The sequence below is a fragment of the Planktothricoides sp. SR001 genome (assembly GCF_001276715.1).
Lineage (GTDB): Bacteria > Cyanobacteriota > Cyanobacteriia > Cyanobacteriales > Laspinemataceae > Planktothricoides > Planktothricoides raciborskii.
Genome location: NZ_LIUQ01000020.1, coordinates 40,972 through 67,895, shown reverse-complemented (window position 1 = coordinate 67,895; position 26,924 = coordinate 40,972). Strand labels below are relative to the sequence as shown.

Annotated in this window: 30 protein-coding genes; 15 read left to right on the top strand and 15 right to left on the bottom strand. The window is 42.8% G+C overall.

Features of this window, described 5'->3' with window-relative positions:
* Window positions 1-7: 7 nt before the first annotated feature.
* Window positions 8-1,180 carry a pyridoxal phosphate-dependent aminotransferase gene (locus AM228_RS13740; protein WP_054466674.1) on the bottom strand — a complete coding sequence of 391 codons (1,173 nt, stop codon included), beginning with the start codon at window positions 1,178-1,180 and terminating at the stop codon, window positions 8-10.
* Window positions 1,181-1,507: 327 nt separating this feature from the next.
* Here AM228_RS13740 and AM228_RS32610 point away from each other — a divergent pair, with 327 nt between their 5' ends.
* The gene (locus tag AM228_RS32610; protein ID WP_156331768.1) at window positions 1,508-1,735 is read left to right on the top strand and encodes a hypothetical protein; all 228 of its coding nucleotides are present in this window, start codon (window positions 1,508-1,510) and stop codon (window positions 1,733-1,735) included.
* Window positions 1,736-1,793: 58 nt separating this feature from the next.
* Here the strand turns inward: AM228_RS32610 and AM228_RS32605 are convergent, their stop codons facing one another.
* A complete protein-coding gene (locus AM228_RS32605; RefSeq protein WP_156331767.1) occupies window positions 1,794-1,949 on the bottom strand; it encodes a hypothetical protein in 156 nt (51 codons plus the stop codon).
* 31 nt (window positions 1,950-1,980) lie between these two features.
* On the opposite strand from AM228_RS32605, the gene AM228_RS32600 reads away from it, so the two are divergent.
* The 9 genes from AM228_RS32600 to AM228_RS13700 all read left to right on the top strand — a co-directional run bounded on the left by AM228_RS32600 (window position 1,981) and on the right by AM228_RS13700 (window position 10,365).
* Complete coding sequence (locus tag AM228_RS32600; RefSeq protein WP_156331766.1) at window positions 1,981-2,118, top strand: hypothetical protein; 138 nt, start codon at window positions 1,981-1,983, stop codon at window positions 2,116-2,118.
* Window positions 2,119-2,459: 341 nt separating this feature from the next.
* On the top strand, window positions 2,460-3,203 hold the full coding sequence (locus AM228_RS13735; RefSeq protein WP_156331765.1) for a PEP-CTERM sorting domain-containing protein: 744 nt from the start codon (window positions 2,460-2,462) through the stop codon (window positions 3,201-3,203).
* A gap of 237 nt (window positions 3,204-3,440) precedes the next feature.
* A complete protein-coding gene (crtA, locus tag AM228_RS13730) occupies window positions 3,441-4,280 on the top strand; it encodes a cyanoexosortase A (protein WP_082348878.1) in 840 nt (279 codons plus the stop codon).
* A gap of 3 nt (window positions 4,281-4,283) precedes the next feature.
* A complete protein-coding gene (locus AM228_RS13725) occupies window positions 4,284-4,958 on the top strand; it encodes a cyanoexosortase A system-associated protein (RefSeq protein ID WP_054466671.1) in 675 nt (224 codons plus the stop codon).
* A 116-nt stretch (window positions 4,959-5,074) separates the two neighbouring features.
* The gene (locus AM228_RS13720) at window positions 5,075-5,749 is read left to right on the top strand and encodes an HpsJ family protein (protein ID WP_054466670.1); all 675 of its coding nucleotides are present in this window, start codon (window positions 5,075-5,077) and stop codon (window positions 5,747-5,749) included.
* Window positions 5,750-6,180: 431 nt separating this feature from the next.
* On the top strand, window positions 6,181-7,350 hold the full coding sequence (locus AM228_RS13715) for an AAA family ATPase (protein ID WP_231636792.1): 1,170 nt from the start codon (window positions 6,181-6,183) through the stop codon (window positions 7,348-7,350).
* Window positions 7,351-7,362: 12 nt separating this feature from the next.
* Complete coding sequence (locus AM228_RS13710) at window positions 7,363-7,932, top strand: RNA 2'-phosphotransferase (RefSeq protein ID WP_369817730.1); 570 nt, start codon at window positions 7,363-7,365, stop codon at window positions 7,930-7,932.
* A gap of 22 nt (window positions 7,933-7,954) precedes the next feature.
* Window positions 7,955-8,797: a hypothetical protein gene (locus AM228_RS13705; protein ID WP_054466668.1), complete on the top strand. Its 843-nt coding sequence runs from the start codon at window positions 7,955-7,957 to the stop codon at window positions 8,795-8,797.
* A 68-nt stretch (window positions 8,798-8,865) separates the two neighbouring features.
* Window positions 8,866-10,365: a phytoene desaturase gene (locus AM228_RS13700; protein WP_054466667.1), complete on the top strand. Its 1,500-nt coding sequence runs from the start codon at window positions 8,866-8,868 to the stop codon at window positions 10,363-10,365.
* Between the two features lie 547 nt (window positions 10,366-10,912).
* Here AM228_RS13700 and AM228_RS13695 read toward each other — a convergent pair.
* Together AM228_RS13695 and AM228_RS32595 are read right to left on the bottom strand one after the other, a co-directional pair.
* Window positions 10,913-11,356, bottom strand: coding sequence for a hypothetical protein (locus tag AM228_RS13695; protein ID WP_054466666.1), 444 nt, complete (start codon window positions 11,354-11,356; stop codon window positions 10,913-10,915).
* A gap of 299 nt (window positions 11,357-11,655) precedes the next feature.
* The gene (locus tag AM228_RS32595; protein WP_156331764.1) at window positions 11,656-11,814 is read right to left on the bottom strand and encodes a hypothetical protein; all 159 of its coding nucleotides are present in this window, start codon (window positions 11,812-11,814) and stop codon (window positions 11,656-11,658) included.
* An 8-nt stretch (window positions 11,815-11,822) separates the two neighbouring features.
* On the opposite strand from AM228_RS32595, the gene AM228_RS13690 reads away from it, so the two are divergent.
* Entirely contained in the window at window positions 11,823-12,851 is a 1,029-nt protein-coding gene (locus AM228_RS13690) for an endonuclease/exonuclease/phosphatase family protein (RefSeq protein WP_054466665.1), read from the top strand.
* A 162-nt stretch (window positions 12,852-13,013) separates the two neighbouring features.
* Here the strand turns inward: AM228_RS13690 and AM228_RS13685 are convergent, their stop codons facing one another.
* Window positions 13,014-13,766 (bottom strand): DUF928 domain-containing protein, encoded by a 753-nt coding sequence (locus AM228_RS13685; protein WP_054466664.1) that lies wholly within the window; start codon window positions 13,764-13,766, stop codon window positions 13,014-13,016.
* A 589-nt stretch (window positions 13,767-14,355) separates the two neighbouring features.
* On the opposite strand from AM228_RS13685, the gene AM228_RS13680 reads away from it, so the two are divergent.
* Both AM228_RS13680 and AM228_RS35250 read left to right on the top strand, forming a co-directional pair.
* Window positions 14,356-16,050 carry a transglutaminase family protein gene (locus tag AM228_RS13680; protein ID WP_054466663.1) on the top strand — a complete coding sequence of 565 codons (1,695 nt, stop codon included), beginning with the start codon at window positions 14,356-14,358 and terminating at the stop codon, window positions 16,048-16,050.
* A gap of 256 nt (window positions 16,051-16,306) precedes the next feature.
* Window positions 16,307-16,444, top strand: coding sequence for a hypothetical protein (locus AM228_RS35250; protein WP_190880523.1), 138 nt, complete (start codon window positions 16,307-16,309; stop codon window positions 16,442-16,444).
* Between the two features lie 228 nt (window positions 16,445-16,672).
* Here the strand turns inward: AM228_RS35250 and AM228_RS13675 are convergent, their stop codons facing one another.
* The 8 genes from AM228_RS13675 to AM228_RS13660 form a co-directional block, all read right to left on the bottom strand.
* Window positions 16,673-17,308: a hypothetical protein gene (locus AM228_RS13675; protein WP_054466662.1), complete on the bottom strand. Its 636-nt coding sequence runs from the start codon at window positions 17,306-17,308 to the stop codon at window positions 16,673-16,675.
* Between the two features lie 222 nt (window positions 17,309-17,530).
* Complete coding sequence (locus AM228_RS32585; protein ID WP_156331762.1) at window positions 17,531-17,671, bottom strand: hypothetical protein; 141 nt, start codon at window positions 17,669-17,671, stop codon at window positions 17,531-17,533.
* The gene (locus AM228_RS32580) at window positions 17,659-17,814 is read right to left on the bottom strand and encodes a hypothetical protein (RefSeq protein WP_156331761.1); all 156 of its coding nucleotides are present in this window, start codon (window positions 17,812-17,814) and stop codon (window positions 17,659-17,661) included. The genes AM228_RS32585 and AM228_RS32580 overlap by 13 nt, the downstream gene beginning before the upstream one ends.
* 939 nt (window positions 17,815-18,753) lie before the next feature.
* Window positions 18,754-18,897, bottom strand: coding sequence for a hypothetical protein (locus tag AM228_RS32575; RefSeq protein ID WP_197285302.1), 144 nt, complete (start codon window positions 18,895-18,897; stop codon window positions 18,754-18,756).
* 27 nt (window positions 18,898-18,924) lie between these two features.
* A complete protein-coding gene (locus tag AM228_RS32570; protein WP_156331759.1) occupies window positions 18,925-19,083 on the bottom strand; it encodes a hypothetical protein in 159 nt (52 codons plus the stop codon).
* Window positions 19,058-19,474 (bottom strand): GAF domain-containing protein, encoded by a 417-nt coding sequence (locus AM228_RS13670; RefSeq protein ID WP_054466661.1) that lies wholly within the window; start codon window positions 19,472-19,474, stop codon window positions 19,058-19,060. Before AM228_RS13670 ends, AM228_RS32570 begins: the two co-directional genes overlap by 26 nt.
* Window positions 19,475-19,953: 479 nt before the next feature.
* Window positions 19,954-23,022 (bottom strand): AAA family ATPase, encoded by a 3,069-nt coding sequence (locus AM228_RS13665; RefSeq protein WP_054466660.1) that lies wholly within the window; start codon window positions 23,020-23,022, stop codon window positions 19,954-19,956.
* A gap of 208 nt (window positions 23,023-23,230) precedes the next feature.
* Window positions 23,231-24,421, bottom strand: coding sequence for an exonuclease SbcCD subunit D (locus tag AM228_RS13660; protein WP_054466659.1), 1,191 nt, complete (start codon window positions 24,419-24,421; stop codon window positions 23,231-23,233).
* A 203-nt stretch (window positions 24,422-24,624) separates the two neighbouring features.
* Between AM228_RS13660 and AM228_RS13655 the strand changes: the two genes are divergently transcribed.
* A complete protein-coding gene (locus tag AM228_RS13655; RefSeq protein ID WP_054466658.1) occupies window positions 24,625-24,930 on the top strand; it encodes a hypothetical protein in 306 nt (101 codons plus the stop codon).
* A 104-nt stretch (window positions 24,931-25,034) separates the two neighbouring features.
* Here the strand turns inward: AM228_RS13655 and AM228_RS13650 are convergent, their stop codons facing one another.
* Together AM228_RS13650 and AM228_RS13645 are read right to left on the bottom strand one after the other, a co-directional pair.
* Complete coding sequence (locus AM228_RS13650) at window positions 25,035-25,490, bottom strand: hypothetical protein (RefSeq protein WP_054466657.1); 456 nt, start codon at window positions 25,488-25,490, stop codon at window positions 25,035-25,037.
* Window positions 25,491-25,631: 141 nt separating this feature from the next.
* Entirely contained in the window at window positions 25,632-26,036 is a 405-nt protein-coding gene (locus AM228_RS13645; protein ID WP_054466656.1) for an NIL domain-containing protein, read from the bottom strand.
* A 158-nt stretch (window positions 26,037-26,194) separates the two neighbouring features.
* Here AM228_RS13645 and AM228_RS13640 point away from each other — a divergent pair, with 158 nt between their 5' ends.
* Window positions 26,195-26,812, top strand: coding sequence for a thioredoxin family protein (locus AM228_RS13640; RefSeq protein WP_082348877.1), 618 nt, complete (start codon window positions 26,195-26,197; stop codon window positions 26,810-26,812).
* The last annotated feature ends 112 nt before the right edge of the window (window positions 26,813-26,924 follow it).

The following is a 26,924-nucleotide window of genomic DNA, read 5'->3' as shown; positions in this document are numbered from 1 at the left end:
CGATCGCCTAGGAAAGTCCTTGATTTCGCATAAACTTCTCTAAGCGATCCATGCCTTTTTCAATGGTGGCGAGATCCGTGGCATAAGAGAGACGAATGCAATCATCGGCGCCAAAAGCGATCCCCGGAATGACGGCAACTTTCTCCGAGTCTAATAAGGCTTTGGAGAATTCCAGCGATTTCATCCCGGTGGCGCTGATATTGGGAAACATATAAAAGGCGCCGGTAGGTTTGGGACAAATGATTCCCGGAATGGCCGTTAATCTATCAAACATGACTTGTCGGCGTTTGGCAAAGGCTTCTACCATTTGCGCTACACAGTCTTGTGACCCTTCCAAAGCCGCGATCGCGCCATATTGGGCAAAGGTACAAACGTTAGAAGTGCTATGACTTTGAATGGTACTCGTGGCTTTAACGATCGGCAAGGGCCCAGCCAAATAGCCCAAACGCCACCCGGTCATGGAGTAAGCTTTGGCAAACCCGTTACTAATAATGGTGCGTTTAAATATCTCTTCACCGAGGGAACCAATACTGATATGCTTCTCATCCTCGTAGAGAATTTTCTCGTAAATCTCGTCGGAAACGACCAAAATATCTTTTTCCACGACAACTTGCGCGATCGCTTCCACTTCTGCCGCGCTGTAAACCATCCCGGTCGGGTTTGACGGGGAGTTAAACACCAATAACTTAGTCTTCGGTGTGATGGCTGCCCGCAGTTGTGCCGCCGTAATTTTATAGCCACTCTCCTCGGTGGTGGGCAGAATGACCGGGACCGCATCCGCTAATCGCACCATTTCTGGATAACTCAACCAATATGGCGCCGGAATGATTACTTCGTCACCAGGATTGAGGATCGCCACCATTAAGTTATAAAGCGAATGCTTTCCGCCATTGGTGACGATCACATTTTCCGCTTTGTAGTCCAGACCGTTATCAGTTTTCAGTTTATTGGCGATGCACTCGCGCAACTTCGGTTCCCCAGACACCGGGCCATACTTAGTTTTTCCGGCCTCCAATGCTTTGGCCGCTGCCGCTTTGATATGATCCGGGGTATCAAAATCCGGTTCTCCGGCACTGAAACTACAAACATCAATTCCTTCTGCTTTCAGCGCCTTGGCTTTGGCAGCGATCTCCAAGGTGAGTGATGGGGTAATTTGAGCAACTCTATCTGCCAGCTTCATGGCTAATCAATATGAAAGTAAATTTTCTAAGTTGATAAATATCCTACTGCAATGTTAAATCAAGGAATTCAAATGTCAAATGCTGGTGACATCAAAATCTAGGAAAAACTTAGGAAAACTATGAAGCGGAGATTAGCAAACCTATTGCCCAAAATCATAAAAGCTGTCTATGAAGAAAAGCTTAAAATTTGCCTTAGCATGATTGATTTGCATCCAAGGGATAAAAATTTTGACTACCATGACTACATAGATCGTCCCCACTCATGGCATCACAAATTCATCATTAAATAAACCGGAAAAATTTTTCCCCTCTGTAGTCAGAAGTCTTTGCCATTATCCCTGGGTGGGGATTTGAATCGATCGCCCCTGATATTCGGGCAAGGCTGCGGCATGGAAACGGGGCAAAATTCGCGCTTATCGGTCGATCGCAGGGGACAAGAAAAGAAAATCGGGGGCGATCGCGGCAAGTTTAACTTTGTGATGATTTTTGTGATGATTTTTGTGATGATTTTTGTGATGATTTTTGTGAGAGTTTTCCCCAGCGGTCTAATTTAGTCAATTTTAGTCAATCCTCGTATTTTCACGGAGAGGCATCCGTAACTACATGAGAAATTCACATTCTTGGGGGCGCCGCTGGGAAGTTAATCGGATTATCGCTGCGGCGATCGACTCCAGTCCGCGAAATCCTCTGTGTTACATCAGAGGTTTGAGTCGTGTGTGGTTGTTGGTTTGATATTTTTACCAAATAACCAAATAACCAATAAATCATCAGAATTAGCTCGGTATTAGGTCGATTAAAGATGTCTGAAAGCGAATCAAGATGGCATCTGGGGGCGATGGTGACGAAAATCACCGCAGGTGCTTACGGCGATCGCTTTATGTTGATGGGGCGATCGGTTAATCTAAGAGTATCAGCAACAAAAGGACAAAACCTTTGAGATTGTCACCAGCAATCTTTATTCTAGTAGTCTTTGCCTCAGACAAACCCATTGATTGATGCTTTCACAGAAACTTTATATAAAGATAGGGAAAATTACTGATGATTCAAGATGATCCGCTTGTTAGGATTGATTTATCCAGTAAAGATAAAACTTTCAGAGAAAAAAATCAGGGTTTGACCACAACGCTGAAAAATATTAAAAATTTAATCAGCTAAGTCCGAGAGGGTGACAAGATTACAGTTTAATCACTCAATTCAAACTCACCCAATCAACCCGCTACCTAGTTAATCAATTTTTCGATTCAATAAAAACTCACAAAAAGCAATCAAGGGGGAGCCATGATGAACACTAAATTATTCGCTACTGCCGCTGCCGCTACTACCGCCACCGCTTTACTAGGTTTTGCCGGTGCCGCCCAAGCCTTCTCATTTGGCAACAATGGCATGAGCTTTGGCCAGGACACAGGTGTCAAGTTTAACTTTATCCAGTCTAATAACTGGTTCAAGTCTACCGTGTCTGTTTATGAAGTGACTAAAGACGCCAAAGGCAAGCTCCAGACCACCTTGGTCGCCGATTTGTTCAAAGAAGTAAAAAATTCTGACAATGGTTCCAAGAACGGATTTTTGGGAACTATCGAAGGCGGTGCAGTCCAAGTCGTCAACACCACAGTGACTTTTTTGGCCAACAAAGTTTACGCTCTCGGTCTGACCAGCGCCAATCCTGACGGGACTGGCACTGCAAGAACTGTCTTCACCATGAATGCCCTGAATATTGGGGGAGGCCAACGCGCAGTGTTTGAAGCACCCCACAGTCAAGCTAAAAATGGCAATGATGGTGCAGCGTTGCTTAATCCAGGTGGCTACTCCGTCGCAGATCCTTTCCAGCCTCATCCAACTGATCCCAATCGTTTCAAACCTGTCAGTATTGGCTTTGAGGATATCTACTGGAATGCTGGCGATGCTGACTACAATGACTTTATCGTCACCGCTGAAGCCCCCGAACCGTTGACGATTGGTGGTCTAGTCCTGGGAGGCGCTGGTTTGTTGGCCGCTCGTCGTCGTCGTCAAGGGAAACAAGCTTAGTCTCCATAAAAGAATCTGCGCCTGCATTGATGGGATTTTGATTTGATTGGATAAAATACTTTTCCGCAGTTGGTTATATAGACCAACTGCTTTTTTATGGTTCCCCAACCCTGACTCTAGGTAAATGTTTCATCCCTTGCGAAACCCAGTATTTATGAGTTAAAACAGCAGAAACATCTAGTCAATACAATCTTTGGATGACGAAAATAATTAACCATCACTTTTATGAACTCGCTTATGGACTCGCTTAAATTATGGGAAAGTCCCAAGTATTGGCTGTTGGCGATCGCCACAGGCTTAATTGCCATCCATCTCACCTTAACTTGGCGATCGAACAACGTCGATGTACTCGGCACCAGCTTGCTGTTTTGGGGCGCGGGTGCGATACTGATGTGGGAAAAAAAAGACTCACTGGACTTGGAAACTGAGCTAGTCTCAACCTTGGCGGGCATCTCGATCCTCGCCTTGGTGCTACTCAAAAGTCTTTCCATCTCCGGTTATGACATTTTCCTGCGTTTTTCACCGTTAATTTCTGGGCTAGGGCTGGGGCTGCTGGCTTCTGGTTTCAAAGGCTTAAAGCAATATTGGCAAGAACTACTGATCGTCGGTTTTATTGCCATTCCCCCCGGATTAATTTTAAAGTTTATTGATGTTGCCCCAGTCACCGCTAGATTTAGCCATTTTATGCTTCATTATTTAGGTGTTAATGTCACTCGCCAAGGAGTTCATCTAATTGTCGCCAACTCCAGTTTAGAAGTCGCTTCTGGTTGTACCGGAGTCGGGGCAATATTGCAATTGCTGGGACTGGCAATGCTGGTGTTATTAATGTTTCCCACCAATTTACGCCAGAAAATTTTGGTGCTGCTGAGTGCAACCGTGGTGGCATTTGTGGTCAATGGCGCCCGAGTTGCTCTGATGACCTATCTGTTAGCTTTTTATGGTCAAAAAGCTTTTGAATACTGGCATTATGGGGATGGTTCTCTAATTTTTTCGATGATTGCGGTGGCGATTTTTGGATTATTCTGCTGGTTTACGGTGTTGCGAGATGAACCGAAAAATTCACCATCGGGAGAATAATCAATGATTGCTGATTCCTGGAAAACTGCTAGAATCGCCCTGTTAGGGACAACGTTTGCCGGTGTTCTGTTGGTATTGGTAAAATCGATTTTCTATCCAGCAAGTAGCGATCGCTCCCTATCTGCTTTTGACTTTCCTCAAACCGTACCTTTATCCGGGTGGCAGCAGATTAAAGCCACACCCTTGCCCGTGACCGAAGATGCTTTGTTTGTCTCTGGCACTCATTATCAATATTTGCAAGACGACCGTTCCCTGGACATCAAAATGTACTATGTGGTGCTGGATAACGCCTCCGGTCTCCAGGGTGTCATTGAACAGTATGGTTATGAAAACTGGGTACAGAATAAAGTAGAAATGCGGCAAGATAAAAACATCGGTTTTTATGGTCTTTGGCAGAAGGAAAATCGCGTTAACCTTGCTGCCTGCATTAACCCTATCCCTGGAACTACATTGACTACAGACCAGTTTGGCCAAAAGTACAACAGTCAAGCTTTTCAGTTGGGTCGAATTATTCCTTGGCTGCTGGGAAGAGCGCCTTTGAGAGACAGTCGTTGTCTCTGGACAACGTTATCTATACCCATCGAAACCGGGAAATCACCAAAAGAACTTTACCCTGTGTTAGAAGAGGTTTGGTTTTCTTGGTATGAATGGTGGCAGCCACGATTTCCACAGCGATAATTCACTAATCATAATTCACTCAAAGCTATCAAAGCTATCAAAGCTATCAAAGCTATCAAAGAATTAGATAGCTAGATAAATAAAATATCAAGTATAAAAGGGAGGGTGCTAATTTTATGAGTGGCTCGCAAGAACAAGGACTTTCCATCTATAGACTACGCTTGGTAGGGTACGGTTTATTGCTGTTTGCACTGGCTGACAATCTTCTAGTTTTTTATCCACCTCAGTTGACTAACGCGGCCTGGGAATTGCAGGCAATGGGCGCAGTTGTGGAACGGTTGCCGGTGCCATTGTTAGGACTGGTGATGGTTTTTTTTGGGGAAGATTATGAGCGCAATCGCTTAGAAGATATTTTCTTAAAAATTGTATCTTGGTTTTCTTTATTGTTGGCGATCGCCTTTTTATTGCTCTTGCCTCTAGGGATTAATAATACCCTGCGGATCAATGCCGAAAATAATCAAAATATTCAAGCGCAAGCCCAACAAAGGCAGGCTGAACTCGAAGCCGTGGAAACTCAAGTCAATCAAAGCAGCACTGAACAACTGCAAGACCTGGCTGTGGAACTTAACCGCATAGGGTTGCCGGTAGATACGACCAAAACTCAGGAGCTTAAATCAGATATTCTCTCACGAGTTGCTACCGCGAAAGAACAGTTACCCGCTCAAACTCAAGCCACTCGAAGCAGTCAGCGTCAGGTTTTGCTCAAAAATTCATTTAAATGGAATCTGGGTGCTTTGATTGGGAGTATTTTATTTTTCTATATTTGGCGAGGCACCTATTGGGCTAGATGATGATTCTCCCCTGAGAATGGTCGCGATCGCCCATTGACCACAGGGGCGGAATGCGAAACACGATCAACATGACTGATTTGTCACCGTCATCTCATGCCAGAGGTGGCGGTTTCTGTTGATTTGGCCAATATTTCTGTGTTAAGTGGGCAAATTCTGTATTTTTTGTGTTATTATTTTCGTAATACAATGTATTATTTAATAATACATTTCGTTGAGAGGTGCTAACATATTCAATTATTGATTGAAAGATTGACTCAAAATGCTGTTCAACGGTCTAATCGATATTCTATTCTTTAAATGTCCATAAACCAGCTTTAGACCATCTGATTCACTCACAGCATTCATCATCGCATTCATCATCGCATTCATTATCATAGACCTACTTGAAACCTATGGGCATGAGATATTTTCGAGATTATAACGACAGCCCTATGTATAGAAAAAATCAAGAACAAGACCTGTTAAGAAATGGTTGGCGACCCTTATATCGTGACCTGGATCCGCAATTTTTATTAGAACTGGTGTCTAATGATCCGTGGAAAATAACTCAAAAAAGTTTAGATTTGCTCAGTCGAATCGCCGATAATTTAGGCAGAAATAACTATGCTTGGTGGGCGAATATTTTGAATTTGTTTTCCGAAGATTTACGCTATAATATCGATGATTTTTGGGACTATATTACCCCAGAACCGCCCCTGCCTAATCAGGATTATCTAGAAACCCTGAGTACAGAAACTCCGGTATTCCAGTTGGTCAACCGGGATACTATTCCCATTGATTATGTTCTCCGCAGGCTACAAGAAATTACCGTTTTCGCAATTTTAGATTTAATCGGTCGCCCGGATATGATTCTCCAATGTTACGATGAGCGACATTTTTATTATCCTGTGGATCGCTTTGACAAATGGGAAAAATTAGATGCGATCGGCACCATTTTCGCTTATTGGTCAAAACCAGATATATGGCTGCAAATTAACAGTGGGGGCAGTACCATTAAACGATATACTCTTATGGCCAAAAAATTAGGTTATTTGGTCAGCCAAGCTACCAAAAATTTAGCGGTGATGCTGAGTGGTTATCAAACTCGCGTGGGGAAAATTCATAGCCAATATCCCCTGAGTTCTTTTCCTAGCAATATTCAAAGCTTTACCCATGAGGTGAAAGAAGCTATTCTCAACCAAGAACAATTAGCGGTTTTGGTCCAAGGAAAGCCCGGTACAGGAAAAACTGCCTGGACACAAGCGATCGCTCACGAAATTTTATCCCCCTTGGGTTATGTGATATTTATTCTTGACCATGATGCGGTAGAAAACTTTATCCCACCGAGTTATTTAGAGCGGATTTGCTTAATTATTAATGAAGCGGATAACTTAGCCCAAGATCGAGCCAGAGAAGCGGCTCAATGGACAAGCAAAACTGAGCATATTCTCAGTTTACTTGATGGTACTTTATACAAAAGTGTGATTTCAGAATCGGGGATTCAAGACCAACAGCGATTGGTGGTTTTAATGACCTGTAATACTACCGAAAGACTCGATCCGGCTTTTTTACGCAAAGGTCGAGTTGATTTAATCTCTGAATTTACTTATCAGTTTGTTTGAGGCACGGTTAAAATGATGCATCAATCGCGATTGGTAAAAATTAGTAAATATCTGAGCTATCATTTACGTCACCAGCCAGAAAAACTGGGTTTAACTCTGGATGTTAGCGGTTGGGTTCCGGTAGAAATGCTGTTAGCTGCCGCTGCAAAAGATGGCTTTCCCATTTCGGCGGATGAGTTGCAAGCAGTGGTGGCTAAAAATGATAAAAAACGTTTTTCTTTTGATGAAACTAAAGGTAAAATTAGGGCAAATCAAGGCCATAGTGTTGCGGTTGACCTCCAGTTAGCAGCAGTCAAGCCTCCAGAGAAGCTGTATCACGGTACGGCAGCAAGTGCGGTGGATTCAATTCTGAAGCAAGGATTGCAGAAAATGAGCCGTCATCATGTGCATTTGTCCGCTGAAATAGCGATCGCCAAAAAGGTAGGAGAACGCCACGGTCGTCCGGTGGTCTTTATGGTAGATGCTGCCGCTATGGATGCCCAAGGTTATCCGTTTTATCGGAGTGATAATGGCGTTTGGTTGGTGGACAAAGTGCCGCCAGAATTTTTGCAGCTTTTACAGCAATTACAGCAAATTACCTGAAATTTCTGGCAAAAGATAATTTATGGCAGATATTAGAAATTTAATCAAGCAAATTGCCGCCGAATTAGCCCAACTTTGCGAAACCCAATTTGTTGCTCCGTCGGTCAGGGGGGGAAAAGTTAGAACTCGTGTGGCGGGGTTGATTTATACTTTTACTCCGAAATCGAAAAAGTTTGAAGGTTGGGGAATTTTTCAACCGATAAATGAGAAAACTGCCCGGTTGGTGGCGGAGGCAGATTTACCAGAGATTACGGAATATTTAGCCCAATTTCCTTTAGTGCGTTTGTGGTTAGTCGATCGCATTCAAGGGAAAAGTTGGTTAGCTTATCCGGTGAATGAGTCGGATTTGCGGCAGCGCATGGGATTAATTCAGTCCGTGGTTCAGCCCGTGGTGGTGCATTTGGTGAGTGAGGCTGGATCCTTTGACCCGATTATGGCTCGATTTGATGGGGCTTCTTGGTGGTTTGAAGCGATCGATCGACGGGCAGATCCGATCGCGACCCAGGAGTTGTGCCTGCAATTTCAGCAGATGACGCCACCGGAAAAACTGCGATTTAAAGGGATGACTCCAGAAATGCGAATCGCTTATGAGTTGCGGGCAAACCAGAGTGGCAATTTTCATCAGAAAAATGATGAAGGGCGTTTACAGCAGGCTTTGAAAATGGGGGGCGGTGAGTTACAAAAGTTTGAAGATCGCGGGGATGATTATTGGTTGGTGGAATGGACTACGACTACGGGGGAGTGTCATACTTCGGCGATCGCTAAAGAGGATTTGACGGTAATTAGTGCGGGAATTTGTTTGAGTGGGGGCGATCGCCTGTTTGATTTACAGTCTTTAGTCGGAGTAGTGGAACAACGGGATTAAGATCAGAATGCATGCAACTTGTTTGATGCATTATGGCAATCTGGGTGAAATAGGTGAAATAAAATCAGATGAAAATTGTAGTAATGGGCAGTGGCTTTGGCGGTTTATCGGCAGCAATTAGATTGCAAGCCCAAGGACATCAGGTGCAGATTTTGGACAAGCGCGATCGCCCAGGAGGTCGGGCTTATGTTTATGAACAAGATGGCTTTATTTTTGATGGCGAGCCGACGATTATTACGGCGCCCCAGTTGATTGATGAGTTATTTCAACTGCATGGCAAAAAAACCAGTGATTATGTCCAGTTAGTTCCCCTTGACCCTTTTTATACCGTGAGATTTGCCGATGGTTCCGCTTTTTATTATAACAGCGATCGCGATGCTTTAATTGAGCAAATTCGGCAATTTAATCCCGCAGATGTGGCAGGATATGAGCAATTTGCTCAAGCTACGGAGCAAATTTATCAAAAAGGATTTCCCTTGATGACCAAAGCCTTTAGCCGGTTTACGGATATGTTGCCAGTGGCGCCGGATATGTTGCAGTTGCAATCCTATAAATCTGTCACTTCCTTTGTGAATCAATATATTAAGGATGAAAGATTGCGGCAAGTTTTTAGTTTTCATCCCCTATTGATTGGGGGAAATCCTTTTACCAGTTCGGCGATTTATGCGATGATTCACCAATTAGAACAACATCAAGGAATTTGGTATGCAATGGGCGGCACTGGGGCGCTGGTTCAAGCCTTGGTACGGTTGTTTACAGAAATGGGCGGGGAAATTTTCCTCAATACTGAGGTTGAGCAAATTTCTATGAATGAAAATACCCGCAAAGCCGATGGGGTAAAGCTGAAAAATGGGGAATTTATTGCCGCTGATGTGATTGTCAGTAATGGGGATGTCGCCCATACTTATTTGAATTTGGTACCGGAAAAGTTTCGCCGAAAATACCGCGATCGCCGCCTCAAAAAGATGAATTATTCTATGTCGTTGTTTGTCCTCTACTTCGGCACCAATCGCCGTTATGAGCAAATGGGACACCATGAAATTATCATGGCCCCACGGTATCGGGAGTTAATGCAGGATATTTTTGACCGCAAGCAGTTAGCGGCGGATTTTTCCTTATATTTACATCGTCCCACTGCCACGGATCCGGCGATCGCCCCTGAAGGTTGTGACGCTTGGTATGTCCTCTCTCCCGTGCCCAATTTAGCGGGGCTGACGGATTGGCGAACTCAGGCGAAATCTTACCGAGATCAAATTATCCACTATTTAGAACAGCGCTACTTGCCAAATTTATCTCAACATATTTTGACGGAACGTTACATCGATCCCCTGCATTTCCGGGATACCCTCAATAGTTACTTGGGCAGTGCTTTTTCCGTGCAACCAACTTTGATGCAATCCGCTTGGTTTCGACCCCACAATCATAGCGAAGATGTGGAAAATCTTTACTTGGTGGGGGCTGGAACTCATCCAGGGGCAGGAATTCCCGGAACGATCTGTTCTGGCAAAATCGTCGCCGAAGCGATCGCCTCTCGGTCATCCTCACCCCCCTCAAACCCCTTTAATTAATCCCTTTAATTAATAATTTTCCCTTCTCCCCCCGGCTTTGACGTCGTTTCCCGTCGGTTTGGGATGTGACCCCCGATCCGTAAATCCTCGGAGAATAGCCGATTTTTCGGTAAGCAAAAAGTAGATCGACTATTGTTGACAAAATAGAAAAACTGGAGTTATAATCTATTCATGTAAAAAGTTTGTGGCGGTTTTATAGCATCCACAAATTATCTCCCCCTTATGGGCGATCGCACTTCTCAAATTTCTTTTCAAGACATAGTTGAGGCGATCGCCTTTTTATTTTGATTATTTTTATCCACAAACTGAATTTCTCCGGGTCTAATCATCATCGATTCACCCCGATCTAATCCGATATACCCTGGGCGTTGGTAATTTCATCACCTTTAACCCAGGAAAACGTGAAAGAACATGATAGTTAAGACAAGCGGTGGGCTGGTTTAACTATCATGCTGTGTTTTACCATAAAAACTAAAAAGCTGTCAAAATTTTTGTAGATCATCCCTGATGTTCTGAAAAAATTGGTTTTTAAGTGACCAATTATTGATTAATAAGTCGGTTCAGAAAAAATCAAATCACCGTTCTTATAAACATCCAAAGATGGCCCAACCATGTAAGTGTATTCATTCCCGGAATCATCGGTGGTATACGCTATGTAGTATCCACTATCTGTGGATTCGACTCCGTAGACGTTGACCGAACTTCCGTTGCCTTTGTGTTGGCCATAATAAAACCGCTCCCCATTGCGATCCTCACAAATTGAGGCATAGTAGGTATCGGTTTCATAAGCCTCGATGACCTTCGCTCTTGGGCACCCCCCTTGAGAGATCAGAAATTGCTCAGAATTTGTCACACTAGAATGCTCTACAGGGTTGATATTGTTGACTTCAGAAGTGACGGCTAAGGCAGGCAAAACCGGCATCAATAAGCCTAATCCAGCGCTAATTAAAGCCGAACAACTCAAGGGTGCAAGCAAAGATTGTGTTCTCATATACGGTCTTTTGATTGATACTGATTATTTACGCATCAAAGATTAACTTATGCTGGGTATTTATCACCAAAATCGCATATGCAGATATTTAATGTAAATCTAGAGCCTGCTTAAGTTATGATACTCTTCCTTTATAACTAATATTGAACAGAAGTGTCAAGGATTTTATTGATTTATTTTTTTAGTTATTAGCTGATATTTTTTTCTCGATCATCCAGTGATATTTGTTATTTCTTCTTGAGAATCTTCCCTTAATTATTAAGTTTTATTTATTATTGATTGTTTAATCAATCATCGATTTAAGGCGATCGCGTGAATGTAGGTAGTGCTTTCGGGGCTTTCGGGGCTTTCGGTCGGAGAAAAGTCGCCGGATCCGACCGGGGGCCACTCTGCCTATTCCGATGAGGCGATCGCCAGTTATAGTAAAAAGGATTAATTTTGCGATCTGCGAGAAACATCTTTGCTTATGACGGTTTTCCAAGGGCGATCGAATTCGGCGCTAAACCAATGGATTTTCTATGCTTTTGTGGCACTCATCCTGATGACGATGTGCTTATCCTTAGCGGGATACTTGGGCTTATACCATCAATATTTGGATGTTACCAACTCTTTTAAAGCCCAATACTTAGCGATCGGAATATCTGCTTTAGTTTACTTTTTCTTAACTCAGCGGCAACAATGGGTCGTGGTGAGTTTAGTGAGTATTTTTATCAATGGTATGGAAATTTTGCCTTGGTATATTCCCCAAGGAATTGCTGCCAGTAATCCCCCGCAAACTCTGCGAGTTTTGGCGTTTAATGTATTAGCTAGTAACTCTGAATACGATCAGGTAATTTCTTGGGTGAAAACCGAAAAACCTGATATTGCCATTTTTATGGAGGCGAGTAATCAATGGATCCAAGAACTGAAAAAATTAGATGATACTTTTAACTATCATGTGAGTGCAGAAAAGATTGATATCCAAATTTATAGCACTCTGCCCCTAGAAAATCCTAAGCTAAACATTCATGGTAAAAATCGTGGCTATGTGATTACTGATATTAATCAAGGGGCTGATTTTTCCCTGATTGCCAGTCATGCTTATCCGCCATTTGTATTTGGTCAGGATGGATTTAATTGGCGCAATGAACAGTTAAAAGAAATGGCTGAAACTGTTGCGGCACTAAAAAAACCTGTGGTGGTGGCGGGAGATTTAAACGTGACGATGTGGTCGCCATATTACGAAAATACCTTAAAAAATTCCCGGTTAATAAATACTCGTCAAGGTTTCGGCATCTTGCCCACTTATCAAGCAAAAAATTTCTTCAAAGCTATTCCCGTTGACCATTGCTTAGTTAGTGAGGAAATTCAAGTGGCGGATCTGCGCCTTGGGCCTAGTTTAGGTTCAGATCATGTGCCGATTATTGCCGATTTAGTGATGCCTAATTTGGTGAAAAATCAGCAATTCTTTAACCCAGAGGTTCAGCCAGAGTTGAAGCCAGCGATTAAATTGTAAGCAAGCAGAAGACCAAAAAAACCAGGTTTATTCAAGCAACTCAAAAAACCCGGTTTTTTAAAAAAACCGGGTTTCTACCCCCACCCCAGAGGACCCAAAAAACCAGGTTTCTACAGAAAACGCCTGTTTCTAGCGATCGCTTTTAGGCTTCAATTTACTTGTTTAATTTAACGGTTCAGTTGCCAAGTCATTTAGACCGACCTCATTTAGTAAATTTTCCCATCTATTTTCAAAGGTGGGATTGTTAGGTTCTGACTGACGCAGATCCGCTAAACTGGCCATTAAATCATACCAGAGGAGTTCTTTGGTGTATTCTGCTGGGCGATCGCCTGGAGGGGCGGATTGAATTTGTCTTTGAACCAATTGACTATCTTCGATCCGGTTAATCCAGCCACCCACCACAGAACTTGCCGCTAAGTCGGTTTCACTACAAATTAAGCTAAATGACCAAAGGTAACTTTTACCTTCTTGCAAAGGATTGACATAAGTGGGAATATCAATGCGGTAAATGCCATCTTGTCCGTTACCCAAGAACTCTTGCTTGTAAAGCAAATTTTCGTTTTCATCCCGAAGTTCAAACTCCATTTTGGTTTTTTCGGGAGTTGAAGGCACATATAAAAAAATACTGGGATATGGTGAGACAGTTCGACCGATTTCGGATTCAGGAATGATGGCGGTCAAAGGTTTTCGCCCGCTTGGGCAACTGCCTCTGGTTGCCCCACCGACTCTTCGACCGGGTGCATTTCCCGTGTTCTCTGTCTCAAAGGCATTCCAATCACTGCCTAATCCTTGACTGATTTCCCTGGACTGGATAGGGCTTTGGGCTTGGGTTCGGGCGATCGGGGTACTAAAGAGTCCCAGAAAGAGAAGCAGAGAAATTGACAATATATTTAGAGGATGCTTTTTCCCAGACATAATAAACCTGCTTGCTTGAAATTACCTACCGGGGATTTTACCCGGACAAATGATTAATTTACCAAATGTCTCAAAAGCACGATATTTATGATATTTTCTCATTTGGTAGATGGATTGTTCGGTAGATGCACGTCATTTAATCCGGGCCAGATTTAGGGGATGTGAAACGTTTACTAAATACCAGAGACTTTTAAAACCGATTGGTTCCCTAGATCACAGCCGGGTAATTGCATTGATCTCCGGTGGGTAAAGAAACGCTCTCTCTGAACAGATAGAATTCAGTACCCGTTGGTAGAGTACCCTGGTAGAGTAAAAGTTATCCTCTGGGGAAACGAGGCGATCGCCTTTATGCTGCTTCCTTGATGCTGTATTGTGCGTTTGGATCCTTGCGTTTAGAGCAGTTTAACCAGGAGCGAGCCTAGCAACCCAACAGAAAAACTTTTATTCTATGATAACTGCTAATTTCCGTTCCGCCTAGTGGCCAGGGTTAAAAATTTAAGCATAATTTAATCTTGGCTAGAGTCAGGAAAGGAAAAGGCAAGGGTATGATTCAGGCACCCGGTTTAATTTTAGCAATCTCACATTCCGTATGACTCTAGAAAAACTCATTGTTTCCGCTGAAACAAATCAATGGTTAAGAACAGTTAGACCTCATGGGGTCTATAAACTTCACGGCATGGCATTTATTGGCGATCGCTTAATAACTATTGACTCAATTCGAGGGTATTTACTTGAAATAGACTGCACTAATGATAATACTAAGGTTCTCAATCCTGAACAAGCTGAGGAATTTATTGATAGTACCGGGTTAGGGATTTGGGACAAGAGCTTATGGTTAACTCGTGATAACAGTGTGTATTTTTGTGAGAATGTCACCGATACCCTGGGAAGTAAACGGTTAAATCCTCAACATTTTGTCACCTTAGCGTATCCCGCCAATAGTGTGGCGGTTTGGCAATCGACGGTATATGTTAGCTGTCAAAGAACCGGCTTAATTTTCGTTTTTAATCGCTATAATGGTCAACAAATTACTCAGTTTTATGCTCCGGGCATTGGAGTGGAAAATATAACGGTTCGGGAAGAAGAATTATGGGTTTGTGATAGTACCGAACAAACGGTTTATTGCATGGATCGCGCCACAGGTGAGATTAAATTTAGCGTGTTAACTCCCTTTGCAAATCCGACGGGTTTGGCGTTTCACCGAGATCCCACCACCGGCAAAGATATTTTATATGTGGTTTATTCTAATGAGGAACCTTATATTAGAGATGACCCGAATTCCAGCGATCCTTATCAGTTAACTTTCCGCGATCGCGTGTTAATTCATCCCCTAGATTTTTATTATAACCCAGACCAGGGTTTTACCTTGTCTAATGGCTATTTAGTGGAAATGTCTTATGTGGAAGAGTTGGCTTGTCTTGATGAGGTTCATTTAGAAAATTTAGAATGGCGCATTGCTTTGCCAGCGGAAACCGATCGCCAGCATCTTAGGTCGGTGGAAGCGATCGGAATGCCTTTTACGGAAGAAATTGAAGAAGGACAACGCATTGCTCTGTTTAAATTCGATCACTTAAAAGGTCATCAATCGGGAATTTTTGGCTGGAAAGCTTTGATCGAAGTGCGGGGGATTAAGTATCAATTAAAACCACTAGATGTGGAAAATTTACCCCCACTGCCCCCAGAGTTTCAAGAGCGTTATTTAGTGGATAACGATCATCTGGCAATGGATACGGAAATTGTCCGCCAAGCTGCCCAAGAAGCGATCGGCACTGAAACTAATTTGCTGCGGAAAATTCTCAGCATTCGGGATTATGTCTATGACAAACTCTCTTACGGAATTCAACCGAAAATCGATCCCCCGGATCAAGTTTTGCAACGAGGGGTTGGGTCTTGTGGCGAATATGTTGGCGTCCTTTTAGCCTTGTTGCGTCTCAATGGGATTGCTTGTCGAACTGTGGGTCGCTATAAATGTCCGCCCCATCCTGACCGGCAAAATATTCCCCTGCACCCTGACTACAATCATGTCTGGTTGGAATTTTATATTCCCGGTGTCGGTTGGGTGCCAATGGAATCCAACCCCGATGATTTGATCGAACGTGGCACTTATCCCCTGCGATTTTTTATGGGTTTGGCTTGGTATCATGTGGAATTGGGCAAAGGCATCCGCTTTGAAAGTCTCAATCTGGATGGGGTGCGCGTCCATAAGCGGCAAATCCCCATTGGTGAATTGGCCTTGAATCATATTCAATTCAAAATTTTGGGCGAATTGCCCGCAATGCCCTAGAGGGTTTTTTTCAGAGGAGCCGCCATCGAGCGGGGGAGCGGGGGAGCCGCCATCGAGCGGGGGAAGAGGTGCAGGGGAGCCGCCATCGAGCGGGGGAACAGGGGAGAATTTTGTCCCTCATCTCCTCTGCCCCTCATCCCCTCATCCGACGGCGGGCTCCTCATCTCCTCTGCCCCTCTTGCCTCTTGCCTGTTGCCTGGATTTACAATGGAAAATCGACAATTATGATTCAACATTATGATCCAATGGAGGAGTAGTGGAAACTTCGACCTTGACTATACTGGCTTCGGTCGCTTTTCTGTTGCTAATTACAATTAGCGGTGGCGTAATCTATTTAACCCTAGCGGAGTGGCGCGATCGCCGTCGTCAAGACCAAGAAAAGCGATCGCGCTAATCGCCATTCTCTATTTTCAGAAACCGGGTTTCTGCTGCGGGTATCCCAGTTATCGGTGGTCAGCAAAACAGAAACCCGGTTTCTTTTGGCGAAATCAAAAAAATTGCTCTGGAAAAATACCCTGGAAAAAAATCACGTTAAAATCGTCTTGCATTAAACTGGAAAGTAACTCAGATAATTCCATTTGACTGGAAAGGGCTTGGGAAGCTTTGATCGCCGATGCCAAATCTAAAATTCCTGAGAAACTACTGGAATGAGAAGTGTGAGTAATAGCAGGCAAGTGAGCAATAGTTGCGGATAAATTAATCGGGTTTTTTCTCGGTTGAGAATCGGCGCCAGCATTTGGGGATAACGAGTTTCTAAATCGGCGATTTTCGCCTGTGTTCCCCAACGAGCATAAGCATAGTAAGCTTCTTGGAGATAGCCAGTCGCCACTTTTTCTTTTCCCCAGTCTAAATAAAATTTGGCGGCCAGTTCATTGGCTAATGCTTCTTCTTGGAGATACTGATTTTTTTGCGCCCCGGCGATCGCGCGATCGTAGATTTCAATGGCTTCTGCTTTATTCCCCAATACGCGATCGCGTTCCGCTGCCACTAAATCAAACTTATGGCGATAATTCATCGGCGCATTCTGGGCAAACAGTTGCATTTTTGTTTGATTATTCGTCACTTTTGTCAAAATTTGTTCCTGTTCTGCCGCTGTTTTTTGGGGATAAACAGCCAAGTTGACCAGAGAATCGTAGAAATAAAACAGTGGCACAATCACTAACCCAGTAGCGGTGGCTAAATATTGTTGAGTATTGCCTAAATGGGTTAAAGCCTGGGAAAAATCTTGAAATAGATAATTCAGGATGACTTTATTCATCTCATAATAATACCATTTATAATTAAAGATGCAACATTAAATTAACCTCAAAATCGTAGCAATAAGTTTGGAAATTGGTATAAAAAATTACCAAAAATCTGTGAGATTCGTCATGCAGTGGCACCGTCTCTGATTCGTTGTAATGGCTGCCAATTAGGTTACAGGGATAGGGCGATCGCACCATCAAATTGCTGACCACTTGTAGCAGCAACCGTTGATAACTTAACGTTTGTTTTTGATTAATTTGCTCAATAGCCGCTGCATAATAAGTTCTTCCTGTAAAATATCCAGCGGCATCCCACTAAAATAAGCATAGTAAGAATAAACTTGAACCGCTAAACCTGCAAATTCTAAATCTCCCATTTATAAGCCACTTTGATATCCCCGAAGAAACAGTAGCTTTCGCGAATCGGCTTTTGCCAATGTTCAATCAAACAAGCCACATTCACCAATACCTTGGCTTGAATTTCTTGGCTATCTCCTTGATGCAATAACTGTAAAGCCACCTGCCCTAACTGATAACCGGCATCTTTTCCAGTAGTCCACCAAGAATCAAACCATAATTTGCATAAGCTAATGGGGCTAAAGGACTATTGCCATAGGTCAAAAATAAACCAATGGGTCTGGCTAAAATAAAATTTTATCGCAATTTGTTTCATAGGCGAGTGACGCAATATTTAGCAAAATCCGCCTTGCCGCTTTTGACGACAAATCGGTCATTTCTGGCAAATTGACTAAATTTTCAATCCCGTAATTGCTTAAACTTAAAGTCGTCCTTTGTAACAACTCTTGATTATCCGGTTGAGTCGGCTGTTCAGGAAAAGTAATTCCTAGTTTTTATAAAAAAAGACAATCCCAAATTGACCGCGTTTAAGGGATGGCTTTGGAAAATATATTCTAAATATTTGGCTTCATATAATTTTACTTGATCTAGTAAATTTTTAGCGTGAGGCATCACGGCATCAACATAGTTAGCCATTCCCAATAAATCGCCAACTAAACAAGTAGCTTCAGCCGCCGATTCATATAAGGCTAAAGTCAGTAATCGGTTTCCTAACTATCTGCTGCCAGAATCATTGCCTGGGGAATGCCAGATTTTCCCGCAGTTTGTCTCGGTAAATATAGGGCTGAGATAGTACATGACAGCCATTAATTAAAATATTCATAAATAACTGATTAATCGCCGAAGCATAACAGGTGAATTTTGGCAGTTTAGCAGATTTTTTACCTAGCTGAATTTTCGGCTAATTTTTGATTTACTTTCCAAGGATATTTTAACATAATTAAGGTATTTTTTCAGCCCATAGCCACGGGCTTCATTTCCGCTTCATCCAAGAGAAATTTCTCAGAAATTGGACAGGCCGTTGCGCCACAATTTTCATGTAATTGAGGACTTTTTTTAAATATTTTTGGAAAAAATTTATATTTATCGCCTCTATGTTATATTAAATTTTTGGAGCAGGTTGGGGATATTTACCTTGATACAATTTCAGCAGATTAATTAAATCTTCCACATATTCCCCGGTGCGATCTATATTGCCGTAAATAAAAATGACCGGGTTATTAATTTCATGGGCAATCCCGGCCACAATCTGACCCTAGACATTTTTGCTGTTTTAGCCGGAGATTTTTTTCATTTCTTGGGTGCGTTCTTGGACTTGTTGCTCTAAGGAATTATAAAGCTTGACATTTTCCAAAGAAATCGCTGCTTGGGCTGTAAATAACTGGAGAATTTCCAGGCGATCGCGGCTAATAAAGTAACCCGACGATTTCACTTAGATTTCGGAATGGCATGCATAAAATACTTTTAGGTTTTTGCTCCATAATATATGGGTCAGCCGCAAAAGTCGGATCGAGGCTGGCATTCTCTAAAATCAAGGTTTCTTCGGTTCTTTGCACATAGCGAATTACCGTCGCGGGGATTTCCTGAGTTTCCCCTAAAGTAATCCAGTTTAATTGCGGTAGATTTGTCTGCTCCGTGGGCGAATCCAAAACGCTTAAAGTGGCGATCGCCCAATCATTTTCTTGAGGCAAAATAATCGCGCATTTCTGGGCACCGGCATTTTCCTGACAAATTTGCATTAACTTGGCTAACAACTGATTCAGATAAATTTCCCCAGATAATGCTTGAGAGGCTTTGATTGCCGATAACAAATCCAACACCACACTAGAATTGCCGGTACTACTTATAGACTTACTTATAGACAGATTGCTTTGACTGCTCCATAATTAAATTGATTCACAATATCAACAATTTCTGATACTTGTTTTTTAGCTGCTTAGATTTGCTCAATAATTTGATATCCTGGAAATTTGATATCCTGGAAGTGTAATCATAACTCTAATGTTGTAGTAGTTTGAACAATGAAATCCGATCCATGATAGCAATTTTCAACCCAGCCTCGATCCAGCCTCGATCGCATCTGCCCTGTTTGGGTGAAAAGTTGGAGAAATGCAGAGGCAATTGATCGATTACCTCTGCATTTCAGGAGCGATCGCATCGATAATCATCAGTTTTATCGTCGGGAATATCCCCCAGTAACGCCCCACATTACATCGGTTTTATTTGAGAAAATTGCTGTAACGATATTCGGATAATTTCAGGTAATTTAATTGAATAATTCCTCAGAATATTATATCATATATTATGACATTTCTACCTGAATCCGAGAACCGTTTGGAGATTTAGAAACTCGCACTTGAGTCGGTAATCTTTCCGCTAAATCCCGCACATGAGTAATCACCCCAATCATCCGCGATCGCTGGCGCAAAGTTTCCAGAATTTGAGTCACAGCTTCTAGGGTTTCTCCGTCTAAAGTTCCGAAACCTTCATCTAAGAATAAACTGCCTAAATCTGCCCCCTGGGAAAGACGTTCTGACAAAGCCAAAGCCATCGACAAAGAAGCCGCAAAAGTCTCTCCCCCAGAAAGAGTTCTAACTTTCCGCATTTCCCCACCATTCCAATTATCTTCCACCCAATATTCGCCATTGTCAATAGTTAACTTATATCGAGCATCAGACAATTCTTGTAAAAGCACCGTTGCCCGGGCTAATAGTTCCGCTTCTAAATGTTCTAAAATATAAGCTTGAAACTCATTACTTTTCAGATTTTGGGCTAAAGTATGATAAGTTTCCCCTTGTTCGTTCAGCAATTTTTGCTGGCTTTCTAAAACATTTAATTGCTCAATTTTGCCTTGGGTCACTTGAATCCACGCCGTTAATTCCGTGCGGCGATCATTGGCTTGGTTCAGTTGTTCTTGGGCATGGGTTAGGGATACCTGGCAATTCTTTAAAACCTCCTCATCAGTGGTGCGATCGCCAACTTCTGCCCTTAAATCTTTGAACCGAGTTTCTAACTTGACTCTGGTCTCCCGATACTCTCTAATTTGCTTTTGCCATGCCGCTTGTTCGGTGACAGAAGTTTGCGCGGCCAGAAACTCAGCTTCGCTAAAATTGGCTTTTTTGAGCTTCTCTAACCAGTCAGTATTTAATTGTTGTTCTTGAACGATCGCCCTTTGCTCGATCTCCTTAGCTTGGCGATCTTCGGTTTCCGCAGCGATCGCCGCCCCCTGAATTTTTTGATAAGTCTGTTCCGCTTGCTCAACCTGCATTTGTAACTGCTGCTGTTCCCGATTTAAATTTTGCCGCAGTTGTTCATAAGAAAGTCCCCCGGTAATTTCTTCCAGGGTCGCCCTTAAATGTTGACGCGCTTTTAGCTGGCGATCGACTTCGCTACGAGACCTTTGTTCTTCTTGTTGTGCTTGTTTAAGGGTTTTTGCCTTAAATTCTAAAGCTTGACGAATCTGGTTTAAATTAGCCACAGCCGCTTGATGCTTTTGCTGCACTTGTTTTGACCGTTGATCCGTCACTTGTAATTCTTGATATTCTTGTTGTAACTGCTGCACCGTTTGCTCAAAGTTGCGGGACATCTCTTCAGGATTTTCAGGGATTAAATATGTGCTAATCCCCGCATATTTCGTGGCTAATCGATTTTGCACCACGGACAATTCTTGCTCACAAGCAATCATTTGCTGAGTTTGTTGTTCCAGGGTAGTTTCTGCTTGAGTTAGTTGACGTTCCGCTTGGTGAAATTGTCGTTCATGGGTCTGGAGGCGATCGCGCAAAGGTGACACATCAACCCACTCCACAATTTCCAAATCCGGCAACGGGTGATCGCCATGATAAACTTCCCCACAAACCGGGCAAATTGTCCCAGATACCAGGGATTCACGCAATACTGCCGCTTGGTTCATGCGAGTGGCTTCCGCATTAATGGCTTCCGCTTCCATTAACGCCCCACGAGCCGCTTCCATTTCCTTCTGGGCAAATTGATAATTAAACTGGGCTTCCTTGACCGTAAAGCGGGAAATTTCTAATTGTTCCTGGAGAGCTATTTGCTGTTTTTCTTGTTTTTTTACCTGCTGCTGAATTAACTGCCATTCCATCAGTAACGGCGCAATTTGTCTCAAGGTTTCTAAGCGATCGCTCATTGGAGGATATTGCTCTAACTCAGCAGTAATTTTTTTCACCTGTTGCGAGGCCGCGATGTTTTGTGCTTGGATCTCTTGCCATTCTTTTTGGGCAACGGAGAGTTCCGTGGTTTTCGTCAAGAGAATTTTCTGAACTCTGACCAGTTCTTGAGCAATTTGTTTTTGTTGTTGTTCGTAAACTTGAACTGTAGCTAACGCTTCGCTTCTGGTTTTAAATTGAGGCAGCATTTCCGCTTCTTCGGCTTTCACCCGATCCAGTCTTTCTTTTTCCTTTTTGAACTGAGCTTGAATTTTTTGTAATTTTTTCCCAGCAGCGATCGCCTGGGCTTCCGCTTGTCTTGCTTGCTGTCGAACCCTTTGCACCAACGTCCAATCCCCTTGTAAGGATGCCGCAGTTTGCGATCGCACTAAACGTTGTTCTAACCGCTCGATTTCACCCGTATTTACATTCAAGTCTGCCAAATCTTGATGCAGTTTCAGCAACCGTTCCAACCGTTCAAATAGCTGCTGTTGTTCATCTAATTTCTTTTGTGCTTGCCAAACCGCCTCATTCAGCCTGGGTAAATCATTTTCTAGGGTAAGTAATTGACTCACTTTTTGTTCAAGTTCCCAGTCTGGAGGAGCGTCTAATTCATTAATTTGCCGTTCAACCGCTTCTAGTTCTTTCTTTAACAACCCGGCCAAATTATTCGCTTCTTTCCGCATCAGTTCAAAAATCTCAAATCCTGCCAATTGCCGGAGAATTTCTCGGCGTTTGGTCGTATTCCCTTTCAGGAATTCATCAAATTGACCTTGGGGCAAAAGAATCACTCGCGTAAATGTATCAAAATCCATCCCTAAGATTTCCTCGATCGCTTGATTCGTCAAACGTTCTTTCGTTTCCAAGGTTTCCCATTTTTTACCTTGGTACTTTTCTAGGAGTACCGAAGTCACCGTAGTTTTACCGCGATCGCGCCACAGTCTAGTCACCCGATATTCACCTTGGGACATCTCAAACCTAAATTGCACTTTCAACAAAGATGAACCTTGACTCACCATTTCTTGAATTTGACTGCCAGTGCGAGCCGTTTTCCCATAAAGTGCATAAGTAATCGCATCCAGTAACGAAGATTTCCCCGCCCCTGTTGGGCCGGTAATCGCAAACAAATCTAGCTGGGAAAAATCTAAATGTTGTTCATCCCGAAAACTGGTAAAACCCGATAAAGATAATTCAATAGGTCGCATAATTTTCTAACTTAGATAACTTGGTGAACACAAGCCGCCGATATTTCATAATTCTTCAGGTACAAATAGCTATGATTTTTTTAATGATTAGCTAGTGATTAGCTAGTGATTAATTTATCAAAAAATTAGCTAATTTTTTTCATTATTTGACTCCACAAAAAAACTTTATAAATACCTAGCTAATCTAATCTCTAATTTACTATTTACTCTAATGACTTGAGGTTTTCGAGATATTTTTTTCTTTCATGGTTTTATACAGCGTCTCAAAAGCTTCAACCACCAGATCCGACGGATTTCGTTCTAGCCTTTCTTGATAAAAATGATAAAACTCTTCAACGGGATCAAACGGATCCGTATCTGAAGTTACCGGGCGCTGAATTCTCGTAAAGCTTTCTGGATAAACCGCTTCAATTTGTAACGTTTGCGGGCAGATTTGTCTCACTTCATCAGCCAATCCCAACCGGGGACTTTCTAACTCTACAATCACCTTTAAAAATCCTGAATAATACTGATGTTCCGCTAAAGTATCTTCAAGATTTTCTCCCTGACAGCGAATTACTTTCAACGGACGTTGACAGATTAAAGGATGGAATTCTACTTCGGCGAGTTTGCCCGGTTCCACTGTCACCAAACAAAAACCTTTTTCCTGTTGGGCTTCCCCAAAATCTAGTTGAATTAACGACCCTGGATAATAAGTAGGAATTGGATTAGGAATTGACTGATAAGCGTGAATATGTCCCAAGGCAATATATTGTGCCGTGGCGGGTAAAATATCCGCAGCTAAGGCATAAGTAGAACGAGTATAATAAGGTGCCTCTGAATAAGCCAATCGCGCTCCATCAATGGTTAAATGTGCCATCAGAATATTCAAAGAATCTTCTCGGAAAAATTGACTTAAATCTTGTAAAAGATAGCTGACAATTTCCCGATAAATTCGCTGATATTCGCCATCATCATTTTTCCACAAAGTCGCCGCATCTAACAGACGACGTTCGGAAGCAAACGGCATCGCGCCAACACAGAGTTTGCCATTGGCTGTATTCAAGATTGTCGCCCCACCCTCGTCTCCCCGGCGCGGTTTGCCCAAGGCGCGAACCCCCGCCAATGATAACAGGTTGGCAATGCTGTCAATCCGATAGGCCGAATCATGGTTGCCCGCGATCGCTACCGCCGGAATATTCGCTTTTTCCAGGCCACAGAAAAACTCATAAGCCACTCGTTCTGCCGCCGCTGTTGGGTTAGGAACATCAAAAATATCTCCCGCAATCAACACTGCATCCACTTCTAAACTTTTTGCATGGTGCAGGAGTTGTTCTAAGGCTGCCGCAATTTCTGGAGTGCGATCTACTCCTTTGAGACGGCGTCCGAGATGCCAGTCAGCGGTATGAATCAAACGCATAAGCCAGTAGGAATAATTTGTTACTCTTTATTTTAAAGGAAAGAGGCTTTTGGGGCGAAAAAAAACATGGGGCGGGGAAAAGATAGGGAACAGAAAAAAACTCAGATCGATTGGCTACCTGGTTCTGGTAGCTACGAGGATTTTAACCCGTGGCGATCTAATAGCTAGAATCAGATAAGTTGATCGATCAGGACTATTTGCCGATGAATATTGATGGAATTATCGAAACCGCGATCGCCGTAGGCAAAAGCTACACAGACGGTTTAAATAATCAAAAAAAAGATGAGGCCGAACCAATTCGCTTAGAATTAAGATGTATTGGCTCTCGGTTACATTGGGATAATGTTATGTTTGCGGTTTTTTACCAAAACAAGCAAGGCAGCTATTACTATTTTCAGTGCGCTCGCACGGAAAACCCTACTCTAGAGACAAATTGGAGTTTTGTTTTTCAGCGGAGTAGCTTTAATCAAAGTGAATTTGATGAAATTGTTTGGAGTCAGCCCAACTAATTCCCACTAATTAGCAATAAAAAACCGTTTTTTCCCCGAAAACGGTTTTTTTACCAGTAAAGCCGAGCCAGCCGATCGCTATCGCTCGATTAGCTGAAATTAAATTAATGCGGGAAATTAAACAAATAAGATAACCCTAATCCTAGGAATAAACTGCCCAAACCAATCGAAGTTAAACAGAAAAAGTTTTGCCGGGAAGTTAATCGACTATTTTGGATATCCAACCTAACCAAACCACTGGTAATTACAATTAATAAACCATAGCTAAACACATCAAATACTGATAAAATAACAATCATGGTAAATGAGAGTACCATAGCGGTTAAGAAAGAACCCGCATCGGATTTTAACCAGCGATAGACAATGGTCTTGATGACTAACCAAGGAGACGAAAATATTTCCGCCACAATTAAAATAAAACTGATAGTGATTGCCCATTGCCACCAGGGGGCTGCTGTTTGAGATAAAATTAACCCTAAGTTGATGTGGGCAATTGACATTAAGGCAATGGAAATGTAAGAAGTTTTTTTAAGTAACTCAACAAGTTTTTTCGCTGCCATATTAGTTACTTTTTATTTGGTGGTTGGTGGTTGTTGGCTGGCTAGATTTTTTTAGTTATGGGTTACTTGTTCTTTGTTTTTATGCTAGAATAATTTATCATAAACCATAAAAATGAAGCACAAATAAATCAGTAAATCCTCCTATAAATTTGTAGAAATCGCATCCACCGGACAGGTGGGAATACATTGCTCGCAGACAATGCAGCGCGATCGCACAAAAGTTAGTTTAAAGGTCTTCTTTTCCAGAGTCAGTGCTTCCGTGGGACACACTCCCGTACATAACCCGCAATGGACACAACTTTCTTCTGAAATCAAGATTTCTCCACTAATCGTTGACACTTCAATATCTAACGATCGCATCCAATCAATTGCCGCATCCAAAGCATCAATATCCCCGGATAATTCTAAAAGCAATTTACCAATTTGATTGGGGGCTACTTGCGCCCGAATAATATTGGCGGCGACATTAAAATCTTTCGCCAATCGATAAGTCAGCGGCATCCCCAGAGAACTTCTGGGAAAGGTTAAAGTTACTCGTTTTTTCACGGCCTTCTCCTGATTTCTTCACTGCGATTCTCGCCCCTAAGCGCGTTCGCGATAGCGTTGCGGAGCAATCTCGCGATGGCTTTACGCCGTTTTTGGCATAATTCGGTTAAACTGGGAAAAATTGTAACAATACTTAACAAATCCATCCCATGAACGATATGTCACCTAACTCAGCCAGATCCGCTGTTGAAGCCAACGATTCCGCGCAGCGGACGAATGGCGCGATTAGCGCTATTGCCCCGCAACTGAGAAATTTTCTAATTGTGTTGGTGGCGATCGCTCTGAGTGTATCCTTATTTATCGGCTTACGCACAGAAACCACCACCGCGTCTCTCAGCGAAATTGCCGAAAATTCCATCCCCTTAGACGTAGCCTTAAGCAACGGCAAACCTACCCTGATGGAATTTTATGCCAATTGGTGCACAAGTTGTCAGACAATGGCTCCCACCCTAGAAGAACTGAGGGCCGACTACCAAGATCGGCTTAATTTTGTCATGCTCAACGTGGACAATAGTAAATGGTTGCCAGAGATGCTGAAATACCGAGTAGATGGCATTCCTCACTTTGTCTTTTTAGGCGCTGACGGTGAAGCGATCGCCAGTGCGATCGGAGAAATTCCGCGATCGGTGATGGCCGAGAATTTAACCGCCTTAGTCGCTGGCAACTCCTTACCTTACGCCCAAGCCACAGGTCAGGTTTCTCGCGTCAAATCCCCCATTCAAAAAGCCAGCCAAAGCAGCGATCCTCGAAGTCATGGGACTCAGGTGGTAAATTAGTTACTCCTGGCAGGGGAAGAGGAGAAAAAGAAGAGAGATGCATAGAATAAGCATACTACGCACATCTTTTCTCTATGCCCATCCGTCCCTGAAGTGGTTCAAATCCTCTCTT

Coding starts and splice junctions, on each gene's coding strand:
- AM228_RS13740 (WP_054466674.1), bottom strand. CDS start 1,180: ATGAAGCTGGCAGATAGAGTTGCTCAAATTACCCCATCACTCACCTTG.
- AM228_RS32605 (WP_156331767.1), bottom strand. CDS start 1,949: ATGATTTATTGGTTATTTGGTTATTTGGTAAAAATATCAAACCAACAA.
- AM228_RS32600 (WP_156331766.1), top strand. CDS start 1,981: ATGTCTGAAAGCGAATCAAGATGGCATCTGGGGGCGATGGTGACGAAA.
- AM228_RS13735 (WP_156331765.1), top strand. CDS start 2,460: ATGATGAACACTAAATTATTCGCTACTGCCGCTGCCGCTACTACCGCC.
- crtA (WP_082348878.1), top strand. CDS start 3,441: ATGGACTCGCTTAAATTATGGGAAAGTCCCAAGTATTGGCTGTTGGCG.
- AM228_RS13725 (WP_054466671.1), top strand. CDS start 4,284: ATGATTGCTGATTCCTGGAAAACTGCTAGAATCGCCCTGTTAGGGACA.
- AM228_RS13720 (WP_054466670.1), top strand. CDS start 5,075: ATGAGTGGCTCGCAAGAACAAGGACTTTCCATCTATAGACTACGCTTG.
- AM228_RS13715 (WP_231636792.1), top strand. CDS start 6,181: ATGTATAGAAAAAATCAAGAACAAGACCTGTTAAGAAATGGTTGGCGA.
- AM228_RS13710 (WP_369817730.1), top strand. CDS start 7,363: ATGATGCATCAATCGCGATTGGTAAAAATTAGTAAATATCTGAGCTAT.
- AM228_RS13705 (WP_054466668.1), top strand. CDS start 7,955: ATGGCAGATATTAGAAATTTAATCAAGCAAATTGCCGCCGAATTAGCC.
- AM228_RS13700 (WP_054466667.1), top strand. CDS start 8,866: ATGAAAATTGTAGTAATGGGCAGTGGCTTTGGCGGTTTATCGGCAGCA.
- AM228_RS13695 (WP_054466666.1), bottom strand. CDS start 11,356: ATGAGAACACAATCTTTGCTTGCACCCTTGAGTTGTTCGGCTTTAATT.
- AM228_RS32595 (WP_156331764.1), bottom strand. CDS start 11,814: ATGTTTCTCGCAGATCGCAAAATTAATCCTTTTTACTATAACTGGCGA.
- AM228_RS13690 (WP_054466665.1), top strand. CDS start 11,823: ATGACGGTTTTCCAAGGGCGATCGAATTCGGCGCTAAACCAATGGATT.
- AM228_RS13685 (WP_054466664.1), bottom strand. CDS start 13,766: ATGTCTGGGAAAAAGCATCCTCTAAATATATTGTCAATTTCTCTGCTT.
- AM228_RS13680 (WP_054466663.1), top strand. CDS start 14,356: ATGACTCTAGAAAAACTCATTGTTTCCGCTGAAACAAATCAATGGTTA.
- AM228_RS13675 (WP_054466662.1), bottom strand. CDS start 17,308: ATGAATAAAGTCATCCTGAATTATCTATTTCAAGATTTTTCCCAGGCT.
- AM228_RS32585 (WP_156331762.1), bottom strand. CDS start 17,671: ATGGGAGATTTAGAATTTGCAGGTTTAGCGGTTCAAGTTTATTCTTAC.
- AM228_RS13665 (WP_054466660.1), bottom strand. CDS start 23,022: ATGCGACCTATTGAATTATCTTTATCGGGTTTTACCAGTTTTCGGGAT.
- AM228_RS13660 (WP_054466659.1), bottom strand. CDS start 24,421: ATGCGTTTGATTCATACCGCTGACTGGCATCTCGGACGCCGTCTCAAA.
- AM228_RS13655 (WP_054466658.1), top strand. CDS start 24,625: ATGAATATTGATGGAATTATCGAAACCGCGATCGCCGTAGGCAAAAGC.
- AM228_RS13650 (WP_054466657.1), bottom strand. CDS start 25,490: ATGGCAGCGAAAAAACTTGTTGAGTTACTTAAAAAAACTTCTTACATT.
- AM228_RS13640 (WP_082348877.1), top strand. CDS start 26,195: ATGTCACCTAACTCAGCCAGATCCGCTGTTGAAGCCAACGATTCCGCG.